The following is a 20526-nucleotide window of genomic DNA, read 5'->3' as shown; positions in this document are numbered from 1 at the left end:
CCTCTCAACCGGCCTGGGGCCCGCCGGGCACGCCGAGGCCGAGCGCGGCGCGGTAGGCGCCCTCGGTCAGCCACGGTGCCCGGGGGAGGACCAGGTGCCAGCGACCGGCGATGTCCTCCCGGTCGGGGTGGACGCGGGCCAGCGAACGCCAGTAGTGGCCGCGTAAGGCGTCGGTGTAGGCGCAGTACTGGAGTGCCTTGGACTGGGCCGCGCGCAGGGCCGCCGTCACCTCGGCTTCCAGGCGGGCCAACAGTTCCAGCTCCGCGGCGATACGGGACCGGGTCTCCTCCACGGCCGCGCGCATCGGCCCCACGCGCTTGAGCTGGTCGGTGCGGTTGCGGGTGCGCACGGTCTCCGCGGGCAGCACGTCCTCGCCCTGGCCGCGCCGGTCCAGTTCCGGCACCGACAGGGGAATGTCCTGTTCGGACAGTCTGTGTTTCCGTGCGGCCAGCAGTTCCGCCAGGGACGCGAGCCGCCGGTAGCACCGCTCGACGTCGGCGACGACCGGGCGGACCAGGAGGGTGAAGTCCTCGAACGTGCGGTCCACCACCTCGTCGCGGCGGCCGGACAGCGTGCGCTCGTGCGGGGTGTGCGGCAGCGGTCGACCTTCGACCACCGCGGGGATGCCGCGCCGGCCGTCGCGCCGACCGTGCCACCACTCGCGGACCTTCGTGGTGAACCCGACTTTGATCATCGTGAAGCGGGTCTGGCTCACGGCGTGGTCCCCTCGGTCGGTCGGGTGTCCGCGGGTGCGGCGTCCGGGGCGTGCGTGACGGCCGTGGTCGCCCGGGGATCGCCCAACGCCACGGCGATGGTGTGCCGGACGTGGTGCTTGAGGCCGCGGGCAAGCCCGACGGTCTGCTCGACGGCGATCGCCAGTCGGCCCTCGATCCGCACGATCTCGTCCTTCTGCACCTCCATGGCCTTGCCGTGCCGGTCGGCACGCCGGTTGGCCCACCGCGTCCGCCACGTCAACCGCTGCACCCGGCGTGCGGCCCGGCGGCGTTGGCGTTGCAGGTCGTCCTCGCCCAGCGCGGCGATGCCGGACGCGACCGCGCCGGTCATCAGGACGAGCAACGTCAGCACGACCGCGTTGCCGGGATCGGGTCCGGTCCCGGTCTCGACGGGCTGCTCGCCGAGCTGGAACGAGTCCTGGTCGGCGGACGTCGTCCCCTGCGGGTGCAGCAGGCGGAACACGAACGACGCGATGACGCCCGCGGCCCAGATCACCCAGAACACGACGGCCGCCGCGAGGTGCCGCGACTCGCCGTGCTCGATGCGGCGCAACGTGAACACGCTCGCCGGCCAAGTGGTCGCGGCGAGCGCGACGCCGTACCCGGCGGCGATGAGCCAGCTCTGCCACCAGTGGTCGGTGGGCGCCGCGGCACCCAACGCGGACTTGAGCAGCGGCACGTCCACGAACAACAGGCCGATCAGCAGCAGCCACGACCAGATCAGGGCGTAGGGGCTGTCCCCGAAGTGGCGCAACGACGTCCGGTGCCTCACCTCGACCCCCGCTCGCGTTCGACCTCGGCCCGCCGCGCGGCGAGCGCCCGGTCGATCGCCTCCAGCTTCCCGACCTCGGCGTGCAGCGCCTTCGACAGGTCGACCCGGAGCCGCTCGGCGTGCGCGTACCGCCGTTCGTGGCGGACCAGGACCTGGCGGGCCCGCGTCCACCAGCGGGTGGCCTCGTCGGTCAACCGGCACTGGTCGGTCCGCCGGTCGGCCTCGATCAGCGCGTCGAACATGTCGCCGGTGCCCAGGTCGACGGCGCCGGCGGCGATCGCGGCCTGCACGCGTTCGTCGAGTCGCGTGCGGTACGCCTCGCCGCCGATCTCGGGCGCGGGCAGGCCGAAGTCGGTGATGCGCAACGTGCGGCGTTCCCACCGCCGGGTCCGTTCGGGTCCGGGACGGGCCGACACTGCGGGCATGGCGGTCTCCTCTAGCGGCGGATGGTGATGCGGACCGTGCGGTTGAGGGCGGCCTTGTCGGGCAGCAGGTTGCCCTCGGCGTCGTGATCGGCGACGTAGTCGGCGTGGTAGCTGCCGACACCGGACGAGGTCACGCGGTCCGCCGGCACGCCCAAGTCGTCGACGAGGACGACGCGCAGTGCCTCGGCGCGTTGCCCGGACAGGGCGACCTGCCCCTCCTTGTCACCCACGCGGGCGGTCGTGCCGACGAGGTCGATCCGCCCGCCCGCCTGCTTGACGTGCTCGGCGAACGGGCGCAACGCGTCCACCGCCGCGGCGCGGTCGAGCAGTTCGGCCTTGTCCGCCACGAAGAACGCGGACGCGGGCAGCGGAACGGTCTCCTCCGCCTTCGGCGCCGCGACGGTCACGGGGGTGAGCGGCACGAGCGACACGGCGGGCGCGTCGTCCGGGGCCTTGCCCGTGCGCGGCTGGTCGTCGACCTCCACGGTGGCGCCCGCGCGGGTCAGCACCTCGCGCCAGATCGCGACCAGGTTCGACCGCTCGTGGATGCCGGGTCGGGGCTGCGGCGGTTCGGTGTCGCCGATGCCGCGCAGGCGCACGGTCACGCCGCCCAACGCGGGGAGGAGTTTCTTGCGCTGGAGGTCGTCGGCGATCTCCTCGGGCTCGGCGAGCACCATGCCCGGTGCGAGGAACGACAGGCTGCCGGTCGTGGACAGGCCGGAGGACTCGACCACCATCCGCCGGGGTTCGCGGTCCAGCGACCGGGCGCCGAGGTCGATCGCGGCGAGCAGGTCCACCTCCGGTTTCGCGGGCCTGGCCTGCGAGAGCGTGCCGCGCAACTCCTTCTTGCGGTCTTCGCGCTCCTTCCGCTTGGCGTCGTCGTTGGCCGCCTTCGCCGTCAGATCGCGGGCGACCAGGATCTTCGGCTCGCCGTCGGCGAGCACGACGGTCAGCTTCGCCTGCCCGGACACGGCGTCGTCGAGCACCGAGGTCGAGGCGGCGGCCGGTGCGTTGGCGTGCACGCCGAGTACATAGGCGACGGAACCGCCCGTCGGTCGTTCTTCGGTTCCACCGCAGGCGACAGCGCTCAGGCCGAGCGTGACGGCGACGACCGGTCCGGTGACAGCGCGCACGGCGTTCTCCTGATCACTCCGGGTCGGGGGGCGCGACCGGGCCGACCGCGTCCCGACCATCCAGTGACGGACCGCCACTCAATCGTCGGCAGGGGGTTTGCTGAGCGTGAACACCAGCCACCACAACGCGACGGCGGGCCACACGACGGCCAACAGCACCCGCACCGCGACGGGCCGGACCTTCTTCCGTCGCCCCAGGAGCAGGAGCGCGACGACCAGCCCCGCCGCGTAGACCACCGGAACCCGCCAGTCCACGTGACCACCTCCCGTGGTGTGTGACGGACGACGACCGCGACCGGTTCTGTCGTGGTGGCGGGGAATTCTTCGATGGGAAGTGAATTGGTGGCGGATGATTGTTTTGCGCCGAGGCCGTGATCCGCGGCCACCACATCGACGCCCCGTCCGATACTCAGGTCACGGACATGGTCAACCTGCGGATGCGTCGGCAGGAAGCCCTCGACCGCGTCGAACCTGTCCTCGACGTGGTCGCCATCATCGACGAGGCGGTCCTGCGCAAGGAGATCGGCGGTCCGGCCGTCGCCGTCGAACAGCTCGACTACCTGCTGATCCTCTGCGAGCGGCCGAACGTCTCGATCCGCGTGCTGCCCAACTCCGCAGGCGCCCACCCGTCACTGCACGGCGCGTTCATCGTGCTGGACTTCCCGATCGAACGAGACCCCGGCGTCGTCTGCCTGGAGGATCGCACCGGCGGCCGGTATCGGGACGATACTGACGACATCGACGAGTACACGAAGGTGGCCGACCGGCTCTCCGAGCCGGCGCTGTCCGAGCGTGAGTCCCGGTCGGTGATCACGGCAGTTCGAGAGGAGATCGCCCGATGACCAGTACCTGGACCTGGCGCAAGAGCCGCCGGTCCGCGGGAAACGGGGCATGTGTCGAACTCGCCACCAGACCCGGCACACGGCTGACCGCCGTGCGCGACAGCAAGATCGGAGACGACAGCCCGGTCCTCGCCTTCGGCCCCGGCGGGATGCGCGCCTTCCTCCTGATGGCCAAGGACGGGAAGCTCGACCACCCGGCCTGACCTCCGACACATCCCCGACAGAGGACTGACTGCCGGGAGCCCTGGAACGAAACAGCGCCCCCGCCCCGCACTGACGAGGCGGGGGCGCTGACGTGTTCGCGAACCACTCGGCATACCGTCCAGCACCGTACCTGGCATGATCGACCATCGCCTGCACATCGGGGCGAAGGACCACAGCGGCGACGTTGGGCGAAGTGGCGCAGGCAGTGTCCGCAGCCTGTGACAAAGCGTCGAAATGCAAGGACGCCCTGGCCTCGGCGCAGGACCTCGCCGAGGTGGTCAAGGGCATCACCGAGCTGTGGAGGACGCTGGGAGCGGGCGTGGAACGCGCCCAGTCCGTCCTCGATGCCATCCGGAGCGGCACCTCTGCGCCGCCTTCCGCCGCTGTACCTGTCACACCCGCTCCACCCGCCCCGGCCGGGTGGTCGACGAGTACCCCACCACGCGAACCTGTTGCCACGTCGTCATTCCCGTAGGCGTCTCTGCCGCCGGAGAAGGTGGAGGAGCTGCGTCGGGAACCGCCGCCCACGTTCGAGCGCAACACCGGCCGCAAGACACACGGCCGCTGGATCGCCCCAGGCGGGTCTGCGCAGCCGGCGGTCAGCGGCCACGATGAGTGGACCCCGAAGGTCAACGAGATCCTGGCCGACCAGGGCTGCCCGCGTTTGCCGGTCGCCACCAGCGCCGATGTCGAGCTGAAGCTGGCGGCGCGGATGCGTGTGCAGAGGGCGGACGACCCCGCCATGCGCCACGTCAGTCTGGTGCTCAACAGGGCGCCCTGCGAGGGGACTCTGGGGTGCGACAAGCTGCTGCCGGTCGTGCTGCCCGAGGGCTACACGCTGTCGGTGTACGGTCCGAACGGCTACTACGAGAAGTTCTCCGGAGGTAAGTCGCCGTGGCGACGTTGATGGCGTACTACGAAGCGGGCGAGGATCCCCTCCCCGTCGACACCACCGCCGACCTCGACGCGCTGGTGAAGCGCATGGCGTCCGAGTTCGCCGCACAGGGCGGACCGGTACCGCCCGTGGCCGAGCTGTTCCGACCCGACCCGTGGGCCGAAGGCTGGGTGGTCGTCCGTCTGGGCATCGGCGCGGACCGCGGCTTCATCGCCCACGCCGACGCCGACGGTTCGTACATCACCACCAACAGTCGCGCGCCGGACGGCGAGCCGCTGATCTACGACTACCAGGGCCACGTGCGGGAGTTCCCGGCCGACGCCGAGATTCCGCTGGACCAGGTCGTCAAGGCCGCCCACGACCTGGTCACCACCGACGGCCGGCGGTCCGCGGCGGTCACCTGGCGATCATGGAACGAGTGAACGCGTCCTCCGGTCGTAACCGGTCCCCGAAACCACGGCATCATTCCCTGACATCATGGCGCGCGTCGAGGGGGACCACCTCGCCACCGCGACCGAGTTCCTGACGCGGCAGTACGTTGTCGTGGTGCAGTGCCGCGATGGCCGTGGCCGCGACGTCGAGCTTGCCGTACGACTCGGTGCACTCGCGTGTCTTGTCCGCGAGCTGTTCGCGCAGCTTGGTGCCCTCGTCGTTCTTGCGGGCCTCGCCCGGCGTCAGACCGCCGCATTCGGCGACCCGCGCGTCCCACTTGGCCAACACCAGCCGCGCCCGGTTCATGGTGGCGCGGCTGACCCCGGCCTCCTTCCACAGGTTGTCTTTGGTCAACCGGCCGTCGGTGCGTTCGGGGGCGCCCGGCCGGCAGTCGGTCCATCGCCCGACGCAGGATGACCGCGGTGGCCTCGGGACACCCTCGGCCTCACGGTCGAAGCCCGCAGCGGGGTCGGTGGTCGTCAACGCGTTTCCTCGGTGGTCGTAGTGCCTGCCTTGTGTGGCACGGCGTCGACATCGGCCAGTTCACGCTTCAGCGCTTCCTTGCGGAATGGCGCGACGCCGGGTGTGGTGATCAAGGTCGGCAGCTTGTGCTTCTCCGACGCCCAAATCGGCACGTGCTCGGGGCCGGCGATGCTGTTGGCGCAGCGGTCCAGCAGGGGGCCTTGGTACCCGCTCGGGACTACAGCCTTCTCCGGACAGGCCGCCCGGCGGGGTCGCACTCGTCGAACGCACAATGGTCGAGCGTGCCGAACCGCAACGAGATCCCCGCTCGGCGCAGCATCACCCGCTCCACCGAGGCATCGCCCGCCTGTGCCTTCACCGTCTGTCGGATGCGGTCGAAGGTCTCCACGAGGCGATCTGCGGCCAGGCCGTACCCGATCGACTCCCCACTCTTGTGCCTGCTGTAGAGAGGGCAAACTCAGGCGGTCATAGCATGTGAGCTTGGTGTTCGGCGGGGAAGGATTCCCTGTCGTGCGCGGGATGTTGACGTTGGCTGATCGGGAGGAGATCTCTCGTGGCCCGGCGGAGTCGTTGGAGTTCAGGGACATCGCGGTCCGGATCGGTCGTAATGCGTCGGTTGTGTCCCGTGAGATCCGCCGTCACGGCGGGCGGGACGGGCATCGAGCCACGACTGGAGGAAACCCGGCGAAGTAGTCACCGAACTCCTCGCATCGCATGCTTCCACCGCCTGAACTCCCCGTCGAGTCATCGGACGAAGGAACGACCCGTGTTTCCCGGGTCACGTACCTGTTTCCTGTCCCTGCGAGTGTCGCTGAGCCGAGAAGCTCTGTCCATTGTGGACTGAATGCCGCGGGTGGGGCAGGTCTGGTGGTGGGACGCCGCTTCGCCGGGTCGACGGCGCGGTGGTGTCGACGTCGACCCGGCCACGTCGGGAACGTCAGCCGTTACGCCACGCGGTGCACCCTTCGCCGGTCTCGCACAGGCGGTAGAGGTAGATGTTCACGCCGTCGCCGTGCACGCCCGTGCCGCCGCAGCCGGTGTTGTCGTAGACGGTGAAGAACCCGATGTTGTCGTAGGCCTCGGCCCAGACGCCGTGGTTGTCGCACTCGATGTCGTGCACGTTGAGGTGCGAGTGGTCGTTGGAGGCCCAGTCGCTGCCGTGGTAGATCGTGGTGGTGTGGGCGGACGCCGTGCCGGTCATGGCGACCACGGTCGTGGCCACGGCCGCTAACACGGTCATGCTGCGGACGAGTTTCATGGTTCCCCTCGGTGTCGTCTGGCCGGAGGGTCCGGGTCGCCGTCGTACGGGCGGCACCCAAATATGGATAGTGGCACTCTCCGGTATCCGTCAGGATGCCATGCCGATCGGCGTCGGGCCAGGATTTGTCCGATTCCATGCAGGGTGGAATCGACGCGCCGACGGCCCCGTGCGCGTTGCGCACGGGATGTTCAGTCCACTGCGGACTATCGGACGCTGCGCAGCACCGACACGACGACCCCCAGCACCACCGCGCGGTCACCGTCGAGCACGGGGTAGGCGTCGTTGCGCGGTTCGAGGTACACGTGACCGTTGCGCCGCCGGTACACCTTCACGGTCGCCTCGTCGTCGATCATCGCGGCCACGATCTGCCCGGAGTGCGCCTCGGGCTGCCGCCGCACGACCACCAGGTCGCCGTCGTCGATGGCGGCGTCCACCATCGAGTCGCCGCGCACCCGCAACCCGAACAGCTCGCCCCGGCCCGTCAGCCCGCGCGGCAGCGACAGGACCTCGTCGACGTGCTCCTCGGCCACGATCGGCGCACCGGCCGCGATGTCGCCGACCACGGGCACGGCCACCGCGTCGGAGGCCCGTGCGGTCGGCAGGAACGCCCGCACGTCGATCGGTCGTGCCATCGCCGTGCCCCGCCGCAGGAACCCGTGCTCCTCGAGCGCGGCCAGGTGCCGGGACACCGACGACGTCGACCGCAGCCCGATCGCGTCGGCGATCTGCCGCGCGTTGGGCGCGTAGCCGTGCTCCACGACCCAGTCGCGGATGACCGCCAGGATCCGCTGCTGCCGCTGCGGCAGGACGGACGCGTCAAGATCGAAGTGGTCGGTCATCCGCGCGATGATAGTGGCTCGGCTATCGGCGCATCACCGGGTCGCAGCGTTCGCAGCGGGTCCGGCCGGGCCGTAACCAGAACAAGGGGTTTCCGCACGTCACGCACTCGCGCGCCGGCACGGGCTCGTCCTCGGGCCGGTAGTCGGCGGCGTACCCGGTGAGGTCCCGGTAGACGCGCACGTCCTCCTGCGGCACGAAGTACACCAGGCCGTCCGGCGTCCGCAGCGGCACGACCTGGCCGGACGGGACCAGACCGGCGACGCGGTCGAGCGTCAGCCCGCGCCACACCTCCAGCTTGGCGTGGTCGTCGCCGCAGTGCCGTCGGTGACCGGCCGGGCACCGGTCGAACGAGTGCACGTCGCACCGGGCGACCGTGACCCGCCGCAGGCCGGTCGCCGTCGCCCGGCCCCGGGGCGGCAGGTCGTCCCACGGCAGGTGGTTGCAGCCGACCGAGGGCACGTGGTGGAACCACGACGGCACGCGGTCGGCGGCGGTGAACCACAGGGACGACCACCCGGCGCGGTGCGACCCGGTGGTCCGCCGCCTGGCCGTGCGCACGGTGATCCGCGACCGCTGCACCTCCACGGCCGTGCGCCGCGGTCCGTGGATCGCCACGTCGACCACCCGGCCCCCGGTCGCGTACCCGGTGTCGCTGGGGTAGCCGGCGTCCTCGCCCGCGCGGTACCAGTACTCGGTCTGGCGCTTGTGCTCGTCGCCGATCCTGACCACGGGGTGCGGCGCGTGGCCGCCGGCGGCGAAGTGGGCGAGGAAGTACTTGTCGGCGACCCGGTGCACGTACAGCGCGTCGTGCTCTTCGGCCGCGGCGAGGCAGCGCAGGACGCGGTCGTCCGGACCGATCAGGTCGTGCAGCGACGTGATCAGGTCGTGGTCGGCGTCGGAAAGGCGGTCCAGGTCCAGTTCGCGGTCGTCCGGCGTGTACAGCACCCGAGTGGTCACGGCGACCTCTGCCTGTCGTGTACCGCCAGGTTACGCGGAGGCGGGCGGCTTCGGCGACGAGTGCGGTGGTTCCGGCAGACCGCCCGAGTCGACGAACGTCGGCGACGGGTGCCGGGTAGGCGGCCGGTGGTTCGGGCCGTACGGGTCGACGGAGGCCGGTTGTCGTCGGCGACGGGTGCCGTCCGGCTCGGCGCGATGTTCCGGTGCCGAGCGCCTGTGGGCAGGTTCGTGGTCGGGATCCGGGGGCTCGGTGTCGGGTCTTCCGGCGTCGGGGTCAGGCGGCTCCGGCGACGAGCGCCGGCAGCCGGGCCTCCACTCGTTCGGCCGCACCGCGCAGGTACGGGGCACGTACGGCATGCGCACGGGCGTTCGCGGACCGCGGACCATGACGGTGCAGCATGTCCGTCAACCGGTCCTCCAGCGACACCCGTTCGCCAGTGCTGTCCACGGTCTGGTCGGCGTAGGCCAACGCGTCCGACAGCGGCGTGATCTCCCACGGGTACACGCTCAGCCGCGCTTCGAGACCGATCTCCCGGGCGACGAACCGCGCGCCCGAGTGGTGCGCGACCAGGTCGGCGATGTCGCGCCGCCAGCCCGTGCGGTCCAGGTGGCGCGCGCCGTCGAGCGGGTGGAAACCGGTGTCCACCAACGGGATCGCGTACCCGATGTCGTGCAACCACGCCGCGGCCACGAGGGTGTCGCGCTCCTCCTCGGGCACGGCCGCGGCCAGTTCGGCCGCCCGGTGCGCCACCCCCACCGTGTGGCGCCAGCGGTTTCCGCTGTGCCCCAACAGCATCCCGGCGACTTCACGGGCCCATTCGGGGGTCCATCGTCCGTCAAGGGTCACAAGTGCCCAGTAAGTCCCCGGCGGGTGGCCGCGGCATTGCCCGGGTGTGAACGGCGGACGACTTGATCGTGAAGGCATGGCCGCCCGTTCGCGACTCCCGGGCGGCGGCCGACTCGGCGGACGGGTGTAACGGCTACGGGCCGGTACGCGAAGTGGGCGGACAAGAGCCTCGCATGGGGAGGACACCAGCATGGTCGGTAGTCCGGGTGGCGACTTCGGCGAGTTGGCCGCGTTCGCCGAGGAGGTGCGCGCCGCCGTCGAGCCGGTGCCCGACCACCCCGAGGTCGGCGAAGAGCGGGAACGGGTCCTGGGCCTGGCCCGCGCGCTCGGCGACCGGGTCGGGTGCGAGGTGGCGTTCGGGGTGTTCGCCGAGTCGTCGGCCGGGAAGTCCCTGCTGCTCGGCGCGCTGGTGGGCAACCCGTCGTTGTTGCCCGTGGAGACGCGGACCGTCACGTGCAACATCACCGAGTTGCGGTTGCGCCACGCAGCCGTCCGCGTGGCCCGCGTCGTCGCGGCCCGCGCCGAGTACCTCGACCACGACGAGATCCGCGACTACATCGACCACCTGGTGCGCCACACCGGGAACCTGGTCCGCGCGGCCGACGGCGACGTCGGCGCGTTGCGCGAACTCACGCCCGACTGGTCCGGGCTGTTCCGGCTCCGGCAGGTGCTCGACTCGTCCGCACGATTGCGGTTGGCGCCCAACGCCTTGGACGACCTGCGCCGCGAGGTCGACGAGATGCTCAAGGGCGAGCGGGCGTTGCGCGCGAGCGGACTCGCGCCCGGCTCGACCGAGGAACTGCTGACCCCGGACGGCGTCGTCGACACGGCCGCGTTGTGGGCGTTGGTCGACCACGGCACCGCGGCCGGTCCCGCCGACCGGCAGGCCGTGGTGCGTCGCGTCGTCGCCGAGGTCGAGGTGCCCGCCGGGGTGTGGTCGTCGGCCCGGCTGTACGGGGCGGCGGTGCGGCTGGTCGACGTCCCGGGTTCGCGCGGCAGCCGCAAACCCGTCCGCGACGAGTACCTGCGCGTCCGCGAACTCGACGAGGTCGACACCGCGCTGTTCTTCCTGGACTCCCGGCCCGGCAGCACGCACGAGTCCCGTGCCCTCCAGGACCTGATGATCGCCGGTCGGCGTGACCTCGACCGGGCCCGGGACGCGATCCTCGTGGTCGCGGGCAAGTTCGACGCCGTTCCCGAGGTGCCCGGCGTGCTGCTCGACGAGCCGCGCGTCGAACCCGAGGAGGAGGCGGTGCTCGGCCGTTCCGCCGTGCTGCGCGAACTCGTGACGGCGGCCCGCGACCTGGTGCCGTCCGGTCGGGACGACCGGATCTTCTTCGTCTCCCCCTACGTCACCATGGCCAACGCGGGCGAACTCGACCTCGGCTGGGACGTCGACGGCGAGATCGCCCGGCTGCGCGCCGGCCAGGAGGTGGCCTTGGCCCGGGACAAGGTCGAGCGCTGGCGGCGGGTCGGTCGCGTGCCCGGCCGGCTCGGCGACGGGCTGGCCGCGTTCACGACGGACGGCGGCCTCGACGCGTTGCGCACGGGCATGATCCGGCACGCCGCCGAGCACGGCGTGACCCAGGCGCTGGACCGGGTACGGACGCAGGCCGACGAGCTGCGGTCGGCGTTCGAGCGGCTGAAGCGACGCCGTGCCGACCTCGGCCCCGTGCCGGTGGAGGACGACGACGTGCGGCGGCTGGTGGAACGCGTCTTCGGCACGATCCGCGACCGCGTCGCGCAGGCCCGGTCCGCGCTGTCCCAGCGGCTGGCCGACCCCGAGTCCGCGCCGCGCACCGGAAAGGCGCCCGCCGAACGCGTCCGCGAGGAGGCGGAACGGACGGTGGCCGACTGGCCGGAGTGGAAGGCCCTGTTCGACGCCGTGGCCGACGGGCGGGTCCAGGCCGACTCCGCGACCGACCTGCCCGAGGAGTACCGGGACCTCCTCGACGACGCGCCGCTGCCGGTGCTGGTCTCCGAGTTCTCGGTGCTGTTCCGCAAGGCGTGCGACCGGGTCGATGCCGGGCACCCGGACGTGGTCGCCGAGCGCGTCGAGACCTACCTCGACGAATGCGGTCTGGTCACCCAGGCCGAACGCGAGCTGATCGACGAGGTGCTCACGCCCGCCGTGCGCGCGCGGCTGGGTGCCGAACGCGGTGGTGGCGCGCTGCTGGTCGCGGTCGGGCAGTTCACCCGGCCCCACGAGACCGCGCGGGACGTGTGCGCCAGGCTGAAGGTCGAGTCCGAGGCCGGCGACCGGCACTTCCCGCTCGACCCGACGCGTGCGCTGCCCTGGCACCCCGACTCGCCCCGGCGCGGCAGCGAGTCCTACACCGGGATCGGGCAGGTGTTGCGGTTGCGGCAGAGCATGACCGAGGCCGTGGTCGTCCAGTGCCGGGGCACGTTGGCGGTGGCGCTGGCCGCCGCGGCGAAGGAGTTGGACGGCAAGTTCCGGGGCATGTCGGCCGCGCTCAACCTGATCAACAACAACGCGGTGCGCTGGATCGACGAGATCACGCGGGCACGCCGGACCGACGGCAGCGAGGAGACCGACCGATGACGCGGACCGGACCCGAGCGGCCCCGGTTTCCCTGGCCGGCGGACCCGTGGCGAGTCCCGCCGCCCGACCGGGCGCCGGCGGGGCCGGGGTTACCAGGCCAGGGCTTACCGGGCCAGGCACTTCCGGACCCGGTACCGCCCGACCAGTCGCCGCCGGGCGAGGCGCCGCCGGGTCGGCGGCCTTCGGGGCAGGCGGTAGTGGGTGGCCGGTCGCCTTCGAGCGAGGGTGCACGGGTCGGGTCGCCGTCGGGTCCGGTTCCGGTGGGGCGGGTGGTGCCCGGCCGGCCGCCGCCGAGTCGGCCGGTGTCGACCGACGCCGCACCGGTCCGGCCACGGCCGAATCAGTCGTCGCCGAGCCACCGGGTCACTCCGGACACCACTCCGGGCGCCGCGCCGACGATGCCGGCGGACCGGCCGCCATCGGATCGGCCGCTGCCGGCCGGGGTACCGCACGATCCGACCGGCCGGCCGTCGGCGACCGTGCCTCCGCGGCCATCGCCGACGCGGCAGCCGCAGGCACCACCACCGCGATCATCCCGGCCCACCGACCGGGGGCGGCTTCCGGAGACCTCGGCCGATTCCGGCGAGGCGACCCGTCGCCACACCGAAGCGTACGGTGGCCGGGCCGCGTTCGACCTCGGCACGACGACGGCCACCGTCACGGTCTGGGACCCGCAGGAGGCGACCTACCCGTCCCTGTCCCCGGTCCAGCGCCGCACCCTGGCCGAGGCGTTCGCGGACCTGCTCGACGACCACCCCGCCGGCACCGAGCTGTCCGTCGCGTGGCGCAAGTTCGACGAACACCTCGCCGAGGTCCTCGACCCGGCCTCCGACGGGACGTCCGCCGCCGGGCGGCTGCGCCACAAGGACGGCCACCAGGCCGTGCTGGAACGCGTGATCGTCGAACTCGAACGGTTCCGGGAGAGTGGCGGGCGGGACGTCCGGCGGTACCTGACGCCCCGGCTCGCGGACTGCTACGCGCGGGCGCTGGCCGTGCCGCCGCTGGACTCGTTGCGCTACTACCGCGCCTACCTCGAAGGCCGTGCGCACGACGAACTGCCCAGCGTCGTCTGGGACACCGGCGCCCCGGACGAGCGCAGGTTCCGGCTCGGCGACCCGCCCGAGGCCCGCGACCCGGTCGCCTACCGCGGCCTCAAGCAGCAGCTCGGCCGCCACACGCCGCGCCTGTTCGGTCCCGAGGACGGCCCCGCCTACGACGAGCTGATGACCGGCGCGCTGCGCGACCTGGTCTACCGCACGAACCGCTACCTGGAGAACTTCCGGACCGAGCTGGCGCTGGTGCCCGGCCGACTCGTCGACGCGGTCGTCACCTACCCCACGATGGCGTCGCTGTCCGTGCGGGACACGTTGCGGCGCATGCTGCGCGACGTCGGCATCCTCGCGCCGGACACCCGCTTCGACGAGGCGGTGGCGGCGGCCATGTTCTACGTGCTGCGGTCGGTGGGCGGCCGGACGGACCTGGCCGTGGAGGCGTTCGCGTCCCGCTGCGACCCGGTGCCGGGCGAGAAACTCACGCCGGACGGGCGGCCGACGGCGTGGCGGCAGAACGTGCTGATCGTCGACGTGGGCGGCGGCACCGTGGACGTCGCGCTGATCCGGCTCGACCTGCGCGACGAGACCGACCGGTCCCGGCCCGGTGCCGATTCCCCGCACTACGGCCGGTACTTCCGGCTCCGGCCGACCCTGCTGGGTACCACGGGCGAGAGCCAGCGCGGCGGCGACTTCCTCACGCTCCAGGTGTTCCGGTGGATCAAGGTGCTGCTCGCCGACCACCTGCTCACCCACCGGTCGGGCGTGGCCGAGGCCGTGCGCGACCAGCTCGGCCGCCGCTACTACGACGCCCACGACGGGTACCTGCCCGGCAAGCTGGTGACCTCCGCCCTGGAAAGCCTGGCCGACCTGCGCGAGTCGGCCCGTGCGGCGGGTCACGTCGTGTCCACGGAGTGGCGTGACACCACGCCGGGCAAGCCCGGCACGGCGGCCGAACGGGAACAGCTCTTCGGTCTGCTGTGGACGATGGCGGAACGGGTGAAGAAGGACCTGGGCACGGCCGAGTCGGTCGCGGTCGACGAGATCCCGCTGCGGACCGTGTTCGACGCGGTCTGCGAGATGCACTCCTCCTCGGCCGACGGTCCGCTCGAAGCGCCCCGGTTCTTGTTGCGGCAGCGGGACTTCACCCGCCTGGTGGCCCCGGAGGTGCGCCAGTCCCTGGAACCGGCCGCCGACCTCGTCGCCGCCCGGCTCGCGGGGGACACCCTGCACCAGGTCGTGCTCACCGGGCGCGGGTCGTTGCTGCCGCTGGTCCGCTCCGAACTCGTGCGGGCGCTCGCCGACCGGCGCACGGGCACCGAGCCCGTGCCGCCGATCCTGGGCTACGGCGACGAGTACGCCAAGCATGCCGCGTCGATCGGCGCGTGCTGGGCCGCCACGGTCGACCGGCGCGGCCAGGAGCACGTGCTCAAGCGGCTGGCCGAGGGCGTCACGTGGTTGACCGTCGAGGTGGACAACCTGCTGCGGTCGATGCGGGCCGCGTTCGTGGTGCCGCCGAACATGGCCGGGTCGATGGCCGCGATCCCGTTGTTCGGCATGGACTCCGAGCTGCTGCCCACCGAGGCCGGTGGCGAGCCCGTGGTGCGGTCGGACTGGGTGCAGTACCAGAACCCGTTCCGGGTCGACCGGGTCAAGGGCGTCGAGCGGTCCGTGCAGTGGACGAACCTGCGGCTCCAGGAGTACTACCGGCGGGTCCTGCACCGTGCCGAGGAGGACGACCTGTTCGTCCAGGTCGAGGCGGCGGCGAGCCTGGAGATGTGGGCGCTGGTGTGCCGGGGCGGCGTGCCCGACATCGAGTTGCCCGTGCACCGCGAGTCGATCCCGTTCCTGACCGCGCCCTTCGACGCCGTGCCCGTCGACGTCCTGGCCGACCCGGCGATCGGCGGATTCCTCGACGACTCGCGCACCGAGCCGGTGTTCCGCCGCGACGAACCGCTCGACCAGGTGATCGTGGTCGGCGGCGAGCGGTTGCGCGGCCGGGTCGGCGGGCCGCTGGACGCGCCCCAGGCGCACGGCTGGCGGTTCTACCGTTCCGACGGCGCGGGCACCGACTCGCACCCGGTGACGGTCGCCGCGCCGCCGTGCGCCCCCGGCCTGCGCCACTACGCGGTGCTCGACGAACGCGGCGTGCTGCATGTCGTCGCCGGGCCGCCGCCCTACCGGCGCGCGGACGACCTCGACGCGGTGCTCGACTCGCCGGGCTCGGTGCTGCGGCTGGTCATGACCTCGGCCGAACCCGACTACCGGGCCGAGGACGACCCGTTCACCGGTGCCCAATGAGCGCGGACCGGGGCGTGGAGGAGTTGCTGTCGGCGGCGCTGGGCGGTCCGGACGCGGTGACGGTCCGGGCCGCGCTGGCCGGCATGGTCGCGGCGTTGCGCAGTGCCGGGCACGCCGATCCGGCGGTCGTGGCGGCGGCGGACCGGCTCGCCGGACTGGGCTCCGGTGGCCTGGCTCCCGGTGGCCTGGCTCCCGGTGGACTGGGGGCCATCGGGCAGGGGTCGGTCGGATCCGGACCCGGTGGGCAGGAGGCGGTCGGGCCGGGCCAGGGTGCGTCGGGGTCCGGTGGGCCGGTCGAGAGGGTCGCCGCCGGGCCGCCGGTCGGAGAGTTCGCGGCCGATCCCGACGTGGCCACGTGGTTGGGCGCGACCACGCTCGACGCGTTGACCGGTGCGCCGACCGAGGCGCAGGCCTGGGTGCGGCTGTGGCTGGCGTTCCTGCGCCTGCCGCCCGACCTCGCCGAGACGTGGCGCGAGCGGGTGCGCTCGTCGCGGACCGGGGACGCCGGTGCGTGGCAGGCGGTGGCCGGCGGCGACGAGTCGCTCGTGGACCCGTTGCCCGAGGCCGGTGTGACGGGCCTGCGCGAGTCGCCGGACGCCGCCGTGCACCCCTGGGCGGCCGACGTGCTGCCGGAGCGGTTCGCCACGCTGCGCACGCTCGTCGGCCAGGTGCTGACGATGGTCGAACGGGACCCCGGCCTGCACCACGCCCTGGAAAGCCGGCGGCGGCAGGACTTCCACAGCCTGGGCGACCCGGCCAACCTGCGCGACTTCCAGCGCGACGCGGCCAACCGGCTGGGCTACCTCGCCGCCGCGCCGCCGGGTTCCGTGCGCGAACTGCGTGAACTGTCCCTTGTGGACGAACTGCTGTGCTCGGTCGTGCACGTGCCGCCCGCACACCCCGAGAGCTGGTGGGGTCGGCTGGCCCGGCGGTCGCGCGCGCTCGTCGCCGAGGCCGCCGCCGCGTTGCGCGAACGCGGCGAGGACGTGGAGGTGCGGGTCGTGCCGCCCGGACCCTACGACGCGCAGCGGCCGTGGATCGGCCGCAACAACCTCTCCTGCCCGGTACCGGGCCGGCCGCCGAGCCAGATCCTGGCGTGCCTGCGCGTGTACCTGCGGGCGGGGGAGGAGGAGTACCCCGGCCGGGTCGTCTACGTGCGGGACGACCGATGACCACGATCGGCGTGACCGTGCTCGGCCCGCCCGGGTCGGGCCGGACCACGCTGATGGCCGCGATGTCGGCGTGGTCGGACGGTCGGCTGTCCACCTCCGACCCGGGCGGCGGGCCGCACGCGGCCTGGCGGGCGCTGACCGCGCACGGCCTGCTGCCCCGGGAGGGCGCACCGGTCCACGACCTCGTGCTCCGCGACGGGGACGAGGTCGTGGCCGTGCTGCGGTGTGCCGAGGTCTCCCCGGCGGACCCGGCGGACCCGGCGGCGGTGGCGCGGGTGGCCGCGTCCGACGCCGTCCACCTGGTGCTGGACGGCGGGCTCCTGGCCGCCGGGCCCCCGGACGGCCTGTTCGAGTACATGACCGCGTTGGTGCGCCGCGCGCTCGACGTCCGCCGCGGCGTCGGCAGGCCCGCGTTCCCGGTCGTCGTGCTGATCTCCAAGACCGATCTGATCGTCGGCGCGGCCGACGCGGCGGGCGTGTCGCACGAGGAGCGGCTCGCCGAGGTCGTCGAGGCCGTGCCGGGTCTGCTGCCGGTCGTGCGCGACGAGGACGTGACCGCGATGGTGTGCCCGGTGCAGGTCGGCTGGTTCGGCGCCGCGCGCGAGGCCCGGGTCGACCCGGCCCGCGTCCACCCGCACGGCTTGGACCAGGCCGTCGTGTTCACGGCCGGATACCACCTGGCCCAGGAGGAATCGCGGTGTGGTGCCGAACTCCGGGCGTTGGCCGCGGCGGTCGAGGTTCGCCAGGACGAACTGGCCGGGCTCGGGCGGCACCGGCGCGGGCGTCGCCGGGAACTGGAGTCCGCGGTGAGCGCGGCCGTGGCCGGGTACGCCCGGGTCGAGGAACTCCGCAAGACCCTGCGGCGTCGGACGGACGTCCTGTCGGCGGCGTTGGCCGGCCACGTGCCGGTGCTGCGCCACGGGCATCCGATCAATACGGGAGCGCCGCGGGCGGGGTGAGCGGTACCGTCCCGGCATGGTCGAGGGCGAAGTGACCTGGCGGCGGCTGACCGAGGCCGATTTCCCCCTGCTGCGCGACTGGCTCCTGAGCCCGCACGTGGCCCGCTGGTGGCACCACGAGACGACACCCGAGGCGGTGGCGCGGGACTTCGGCCCGGCGGCACGCGGCGAGGAGCCGTCGGAGGACCTGCTGGTGTCCCTTTCGGGCGCTCCGGTCGGTCTGGTGCAGCGCAGCCGCTACGGCGACTACCCGGAGTACATCGAGGAACTGGCCCCGATCCTCGCCGTCCACCCCGAGACGGTGAGCGTCGACTACCTGATCGGCGAGGTGTCGCTGACCGGCAAGGGACTGGGCGCACGCGTGATCCGCGCGGTGGTCGACGAGACGTGGACGAGTCACCCGGCGGCGCCGGCCGTCGTGGTCCCGGTGTCGGCGGCCAACCGCGCGTCGTGGCGGGCGTTGGAGAAGGCCGGCTTCACCCGCGTCGCCGAGGGCGAACTCGAACCGGACAACCCGATCGACGACCGCGACCACGTCATCTACCGCTTCGACCGCCCGGTCGCAGATCCTGTGCCAACGTCCATCTGACGGCTTCGGGGACGGCCAGGACCAGAGTGAGCAAGCCGATCGACGCGAGCACCAGTGCGGTGACGGAGAACCAGGCATCCAGCACCGCGACGGTGCCCGACAGGCCCGCCGCTCCCGTGGCGACCCGCGTCCGGCCCGCGATCTTGTCGATGTGCCGGAGTCGTGCCCTGCGTTCACGTGTGGTCGGCGGACATGCCCTGCGCTCCGGGAGGGTGGCGAGGTCACGCGGGTCGACCGACCACAGCCACACCTGGCCGTTGCCCGCGATGCCCGCGAGGAAACGACCGTCCGGACTGAACTCGATGTGTGTGAGTTCCGTGTGCAGCGACTGGACCGGATTGCCCGAGGGCACGCTCCACAGCCGGACACCGTCGAGGTCGACGGTCGCGAGCAGTCGGCCGTCCGGGGCGAACGCGAGCCCGCGCCAGTCCGTCACCCCTCGGGGCAGCGTGGTCACCACCTGCCGGTCGGAAGTCCGGCGCAGCTCCGTCCGTTGGTCGTCGGCGACGGCGAGCAGTCGGCCGTCCGGGCTGATCGCCACTGCCGTCGCGGCGGGCTCCGGGACCGACGGACCACCCGTCGGGCGGCGGGTGGTCGTGTCGAAGACCTCGACGACGCCGTCGACCGCGAGCGTCACCAGCAGAGGCGTGGAGCGACTCAGATGCAGCGACCTCAGGTGGTCCACCGGCAGCGGCCGTTCCTGCCATCGATTCCCGGCCGATACCCAGAGGACGGGCTTGTGCCCAGGCGCCCATTGGACGATAAGTCGTCCGTCGTGGCCGAACGACAGCCGTCCGCTGCGGTCGGGCCACGACTTCGTGCTCCGGGCGCGGGTCTTGAGGGTCCAGGAGGTGGTGGAGTACAGGGCAGGTCCCAGGCGGAGTCCCTGTGCGAGCAGCGTCCCGTCCGGGCTGAATGCGGCCTCGCCTGGGTTCAGCCCGCGAATGCTGTGGACTTCTTGCCAAGCCACGGTGTCCCACACGATCCCCGAGGCGGCGAACAGGGAGGAATCCGGGCTGAACGCCACACCTGCGGCGTTGCTCCAGAGCATTGCGCATCGCTTCAAGTGATCCGATTCCCGCGCGGGGGTCGGGGTGTCGTCTCCCTTCAGCAGGTCCAGCGTGCGGGCGGCGACGTCGTCCCCGGTGTCGGCGCGTTCGGCGAGCAGACGTAAGCCCAGCGCGCGGAACTCCGGGTCGGTGCTGCGGACCAGGCGGCGCAACTCGTCGGGCAGCCCGGCGGGTAGTCGGACGCCGACGTGCGCGATCCGCAGGTCGCCCGCGATCATGCCGCTGGTGGTCGGGGTCTGGTCGGGGCTTTCCCGGCGCAGCCGTTCGTACACGTACGCGTACAGGTCCGCGGTGCTGACCTCGCCGTCGCCGTCCAGGTCCGCCGCGCCGGTCCGCAGCCCCTCCACGATGGCCCGGGTGAACACCGACGGTCCGGTCTCGTCGCGGACCGAGCCGTCGGGTTCGTAGGCGTACTGGACGTGCGTGGCCGAGGTCATGATCACGCAGCCGCGGCCGTCGTCGAGTTGGTCGAGCACGTCGACCTGCCCGGCCGCGCGCGGGGACATGCCGGTGGGGAACGCGCCGCCGTAGCAGCAGTCCAACCACACGACCACCTTCCGGGCCTTGCTGCGGTCGATCACCCCACGCACGAACGCGGCCGGGATCGAGGTCGACGCGAGCAGGTCGTGGCGGGTGTCGGGTGCGGCGAAGTACAGGCCGCCCGAGCGGTCCTTGACCCCGTGGCCCGACAGGTAGAGCAGGACGAGGTCGTCGCGGTCGGCCCGGCCGAACACCGCGTCGACGCGTTCGCGGACGTCCTGCGCGGAAGCGTTGACCAGCACCTCGGTGGTGAAGTCGCCGATGTCCGGGTGGGCCAGTACCCCGTCCAGTTCCCCGGCGTCGAGTGCGGGTGCGCGCAGCGCGCCGAACGTCGGGTCGGTGTAGGTGTCCGTGGCGATCAGCAATGCCGTCCGCATGACCGGAGGATTGTGCCGGCCGTGCATAACGGTTGTGCGACAACGGATTCCGCCACGCCGGGCGGCCGTCCGTGGCAGTAT

The 20526-nt window shown here is 72.5% G+C and carries 21 protein-coding genes and 1 pseudogene; 10 read left to right on the top strand and 12 right to left on the bottom strand.

Annotated features, from left to right (window positions below):
• Positions 1-4: 4 nt before the first annotated feature.
• The 5 genes from F4559_RS18970 to F4559_RS18950 form a co-directional block, all read right to left on the bottom strand.
• Positions 5-715 (bottom strand): hypothetical protein, encoded by a 711-nt coding sequence (locus F4559_RS18970; protein ID WP_184670505.1) that lies wholly within the window; start codon positions 713-715, stop codon positions 5-7.
• Positions 712-1506, bottom strand: a complete 795-nt coding sequence (locus F4559_RS18965; RefSeq protein ID WP_184670503.1) for a hypothetical protein — start codon at positions 1504-1506, stop codon at positions 712-714. The genes F4559_RS18970 and F4559_RS18965 overlap by 4 nt, the downstream gene beginning before the upstream one ends.
• On the bottom strand, positions 1503-1931 hold the full coding sequence (locus F4559_RS18960; RefSeq protein WP_184670501.1) for a hypothetical protein: 429 nt from the start codon (positions 1929-1931) through the stop codon (positions 1503-1505). Before F4559_RS18960 ends, F4559_RS18965 begins: the two co-directional genes overlap by 4 nt.
• A gap of 11 nt (positions 1932-1942) precedes the next feature.
• The gene (locus F4559_RS36425; protein WP_184670499.1) at positions 1943-3064 is read right to left on the bottom strand and encodes an OmpA family protein; all 1122 of its coding nucleotides are present in this window, start codon (positions 3062-3064) and stop codon (positions 1943-1945) included.
• Between the two features lie 78 nt (positions 3065-3142).
• Complete coding sequence (locus F4559_RS18950) at positions 3143-3319, bottom strand: hypothetical protein (protein ID WP_184670497.1); 177 nt, start codon at positions 3317-3319, stop codon at positions 3143-3145.
• A gap of 116 nt (positions 3320-3435) precedes the next feature.
• On the opposite strand from F4559_RS18950, the gene F4559_RS18945 reads away from it, so the two are divergent.
• From F4559_RS18945 to F4559_RS18930, 4 genes are all read left to right on the top strand, one after another.
• Positions 3436-3906 carry a DUF5753 domain-containing protein gene (locus F4559_RS18945; protein WP_221447287.1) on the top strand — a complete coding sequence of 157 codons (471 nt, stop codon included), beginning with the start codon at positions 3436-3438 and terminating at the stop codon, positions 3904-3906.
• The gene (locus tag F4559_RS18940; protein WP_184670493.1) at positions 3903-4109 is read left to right on the top strand and encodes a DUF397 domain-containing protein; all 207 of its coding nucleotides are present in this window, start codon (positions 3903-3905) and stop codon (positions 4107-4109) included. The genes F4559_RS18945 and F4559_RS18940 overlap by 4 nt, the downstream gene beginning before the upstream one ends.
• A 482-nt stretch (positions 4110-4591) precedes the next feature.
• Positions 4592-5017, top strand: coding sequence for a DddA-like double-stranded DNA deaminase toxin (locus F4559_RS18935; RefSeq protein WP_281386873.1), 426 nt, complete (start codon positions 4592-4594; stop codon positions 5015-5017).
• Complete coding sequence (locus F4559_RS18930; RefSeq protein WP_184670488.1) at positions 5005-5427, top strand: Imm1 family immunity protein; 423 nt, start codon at positions 5005-5007, stop codon at positions 5425-5427. Before F4559_RS18935 ends, F4559_RS18930 begins: the two co-directional genes overlap by 13 nt.
• A 40-nt stretch (positions 5428-5467) precedes the next feature.
• Here F4559_RS18930 and F4559_RS18925 read toward each other — a convergent pair whose 3' ends face one another.
• Together F4559_RS18925 and F4559_RS18920 are read right to left on the bottom strand one after the other, a co-directional pair.
• The gene (locus tag F4559_RS18925; RefSeq protein WP_221447286.1) at positions 5468-5791 is read right to left on the bottom strand and encodes a hypothetical protein; all 324 of its coding nucleotides are present in this window, start codon (positions 5789-5791) and stop codon (positions 5468-5470) included.
• A 346-nt stretch (positions 5792-6137) separates the two neighbouring features.
• Positions 6138-6308 (bottom strand): hypothetical protein, encoded by a 171-nt coding sequence (locus tag F4559_RS18920; RefSeq protein WP_184670486.1) that lies wholly within the window; start codon positions 6306-6308, stop codon positions 6138-6140.
• Between the two features lie 131 nt (positions 6309-6439).
• On the opposite strand from F4559_RS18920, the pseudogene F4559_RS36780 reads away from it, so the two are divergent.
• Positions 6440-6586 (top strand): annotated as a pseudogene (locus tag F4559_RS36780) (helix-turn-helix domain-containing protein); the annotation flags it as partial.
• 271 nt (positions 6587-6857) lie between these two features.
• Here the strand turns inward: F4559_RS36780 and F4559_RS18910 are convergent.
• The 4 genes from F4559_RS18910 to F4559_RS18895 all read right to left on the bottom strand — a co-directional run bounded on the left by F4559_RS18910 (position 6858) and on the right by F4559_RS18895 (position 9774).
• Positions 6858-7160, bottom strand: a complete 303-nt coding sequence (locus F4559_RS18910) for a hypothetical protein (RefSeq protein ID WP_184670482.1) — start codon at positions 7158-7160, stop codon at positions 6858-6860.
• A gap of 224 nt (positions 7161-7384) precedes the next feature.
• Positions 7385-8020: a transcriptional repressor LexA gene (gene lexA / locus F4559_RS18905; protein WP_184670479.1), complete on the bottom strand. Its 636-nt coding sequence runs from the start codon at positions 8018-8020 to the stop codon at positions 7385-7387.
• A gap of 22 nt (positions 8021-8042) precedes the next feature.
• Positions 8043-8978 (bottom strand): hypothetical protein, encoded by a 936-nt coding sequence (locus F4559_RS18900; protein WP_184670477.1) that lies wholly within the window; start codon positions 8976-8978, stop codon positions 8043-8045.
• Between the two features lie 274 nt (positions 8979-9252).
• Positions 9253-9774 carry an HD domain-containing protein gene (locus F4559_RS18895; RefSeq protein WP_221447285.1) on the bottom strand — a complete coding sequence of 174 codons (522 nt, stop codon included), beginning with the start codon at positions 9772-9774 and terminating at the stop codon, positions 9253-9255.
• A gap of 241 nt (positions 9775-10015) precedes the next feature.
• On the opposite strand from F4559_RS18895, the gene F4559_RS18890 reads away from it, so the two are divergent.
• The 5 genes from F4559_RS18890 to F4559_RS18870 all read left to right on the top strand — a co-directional run bounded on the left by F4559_RS18890 (position 10016) and on the right by F4559_RS18870 (position 18458).
• Positions 10016-12388: a hypothetical protein gene (locus tag F4559_RS18890; protein WP_184670473.1), complete on the top strand. Its 2373-nt coding sequence runs from the start codon at positions 10016-10018 to the stop codon at positions 12386-12388.
• A 479-nt stretch (positions 12389-12867) separates the two neighbouring features.
• Positions 12868-15738 carry an acetate and sugar kinases/Hsc70/actin family protein gene (locus F4559_RS18885; protein ID WP_184670471.1) on the top strand — a complete coding sequence of 957 codons (2871 nt, stop codon included), beginning with the start codon at positions 12868-12870 and terminating at the stop codon, positions 15736-15738.
• Positions 15735-16910 (top strand): hypothetical protein, encoded by a 1176-nt coding sequence (locus tag F4559_RS18880; RefSeq protein WP_184670469.1) that lies wholly within the window; start codon positions 15735-15737, stop codon positions 16908-16910. Before F4559_RS18885 ends, F4559_RS18880 begins: the two co-directional genes overlap by 4 nt.
• Positions 16907-17869, top strand: coding sequence for a hypothetical protein (locus F4559_RS18875; RefSeq protein ID WP_184670467.1), 963 nt, complete (start codon positions 16907-16909; stop codon positions 17867-17869). Before F4559_RS18880 ends, F4559_RS18875 begins: the two co-directional genes overlap by 4 nt.
• 16 nt (positions 17870-17885) lie before the next feature.
• Positions 17886-18458 (top strand): GNAT family N-acetyltransferase, encoded by a 573-nt coding sequence (locus F4559_RS18870; RefSeq protein WP_184670464.1) that lies wholly within the window; start codon positions 17886-17888, stop codon positions 18456-18458.
• Here F4559_RS18870 and F4559_RS18865 read toward each other — a convergent pair.
• The gene (locus tag F4559_RS18865) at positions 18406-20445 is read right to left on the bottom strand and encodes a caspase, EACC1-associated type (RefSeq protein ID WP_184670462.1); all 2040 of its coding nucleotides are present in this window, start codon (positions 20443-20445) and stop codon (positions 18406-18408) included. The two genes, F4559_RS18870 and F4559_RS18865, sit on opposite strands and share 53 nt — an antisense overlap.
• Positions 20446-20526 lie beyond the last annotated feature (81 nt).

Origin of the sequence: Saccharothrix violaceirubra, from assembly GCF_014203755.1 — a bacterium.
GTDB lineage: Bacteria > Actinomycetota > Actinomycetes > Mycobacteriales > Pseudonocardiaceae > Actinosynnema > Actinosynnema violaceirubrum.
The sequence above is the reverse complement of the archived record's forward strand: the minus strand, read 5'-3'. Positions and strand labels throughout refer to the sequence as shown.

Bases quoted from the DNA above. Each gene is read 5' to 3' on its own strand.
- F4559_RS18960 (WP_184670501.1), bottom strand. From the start codon at position 1,931: ATGCCCGCAGTGTCGGCCCGTCCCGGACCCGAACGGACCCGGCGGTGG.
- F4559_RS18940 (WP_184670493.1), top strand. From the start codon at position 3,903: ATGACCAGTACCTGGACCTGGCGCAAGAGCCGCCGGTCCGCGGGAAAC.
- F4559_RS18910 (WP_184670482.1), bottom strand. From the start codon at position 7,160: ATGACCGTGTTAGCGGCCGTGGCCACGACCGTGGTCGCCATGACCGGC.
- lexA (WP_184670479.1), bottom strand. From the start codon at position 8,020: ATGACCGACCACTTCGATCTTGACGCGTCCGTCCTGCCGCAGCGGCAG.
- F4559_RS18895 (WP_221447285.1), bottom strand. From the start codon at position 9,774: ATGCTGTTGGGGCACAGCGGAAACCGCTGGCGCCACACGGTGGGGGTG.
- F4559_RS18890 (WP_184670473.1), top strand. From the start codon at position 10,016: ATGGTCGGTAGTCCGGGTGGCGACTTCGGCGAGTTGGCCGCGTTCGCC.
- F4559_RS18880 (WP_184670469.1), top strand. From the start codon at position 15,735: ATGAGCGCGGACCGGGGCGTGGAGGAGTTGCTGTCGGCGGCGCTGGGC.
- F4559_RS18875 (WP_184670467.1), top strand. From the start codon at position 16,907: ATGACCACGATCGGCGTGACCGTGCTCGGCCCGCCCGGGTCGGGCCGG.
- F4559_RS18870 (WP_184670464.1), top strand. From the start codon at position 17,886: ATGGTCGAGGGCGAAGTGACCTGGCGGCGGCTGACCGAGGCCGATTTC.
- F4559_RS18865 (WP_184670462.1), bottom strand. From the start codon at position 20,445: ATGCGGACGGCATTGCTGATCGCCACGGACACCTACACCGACCCGACG.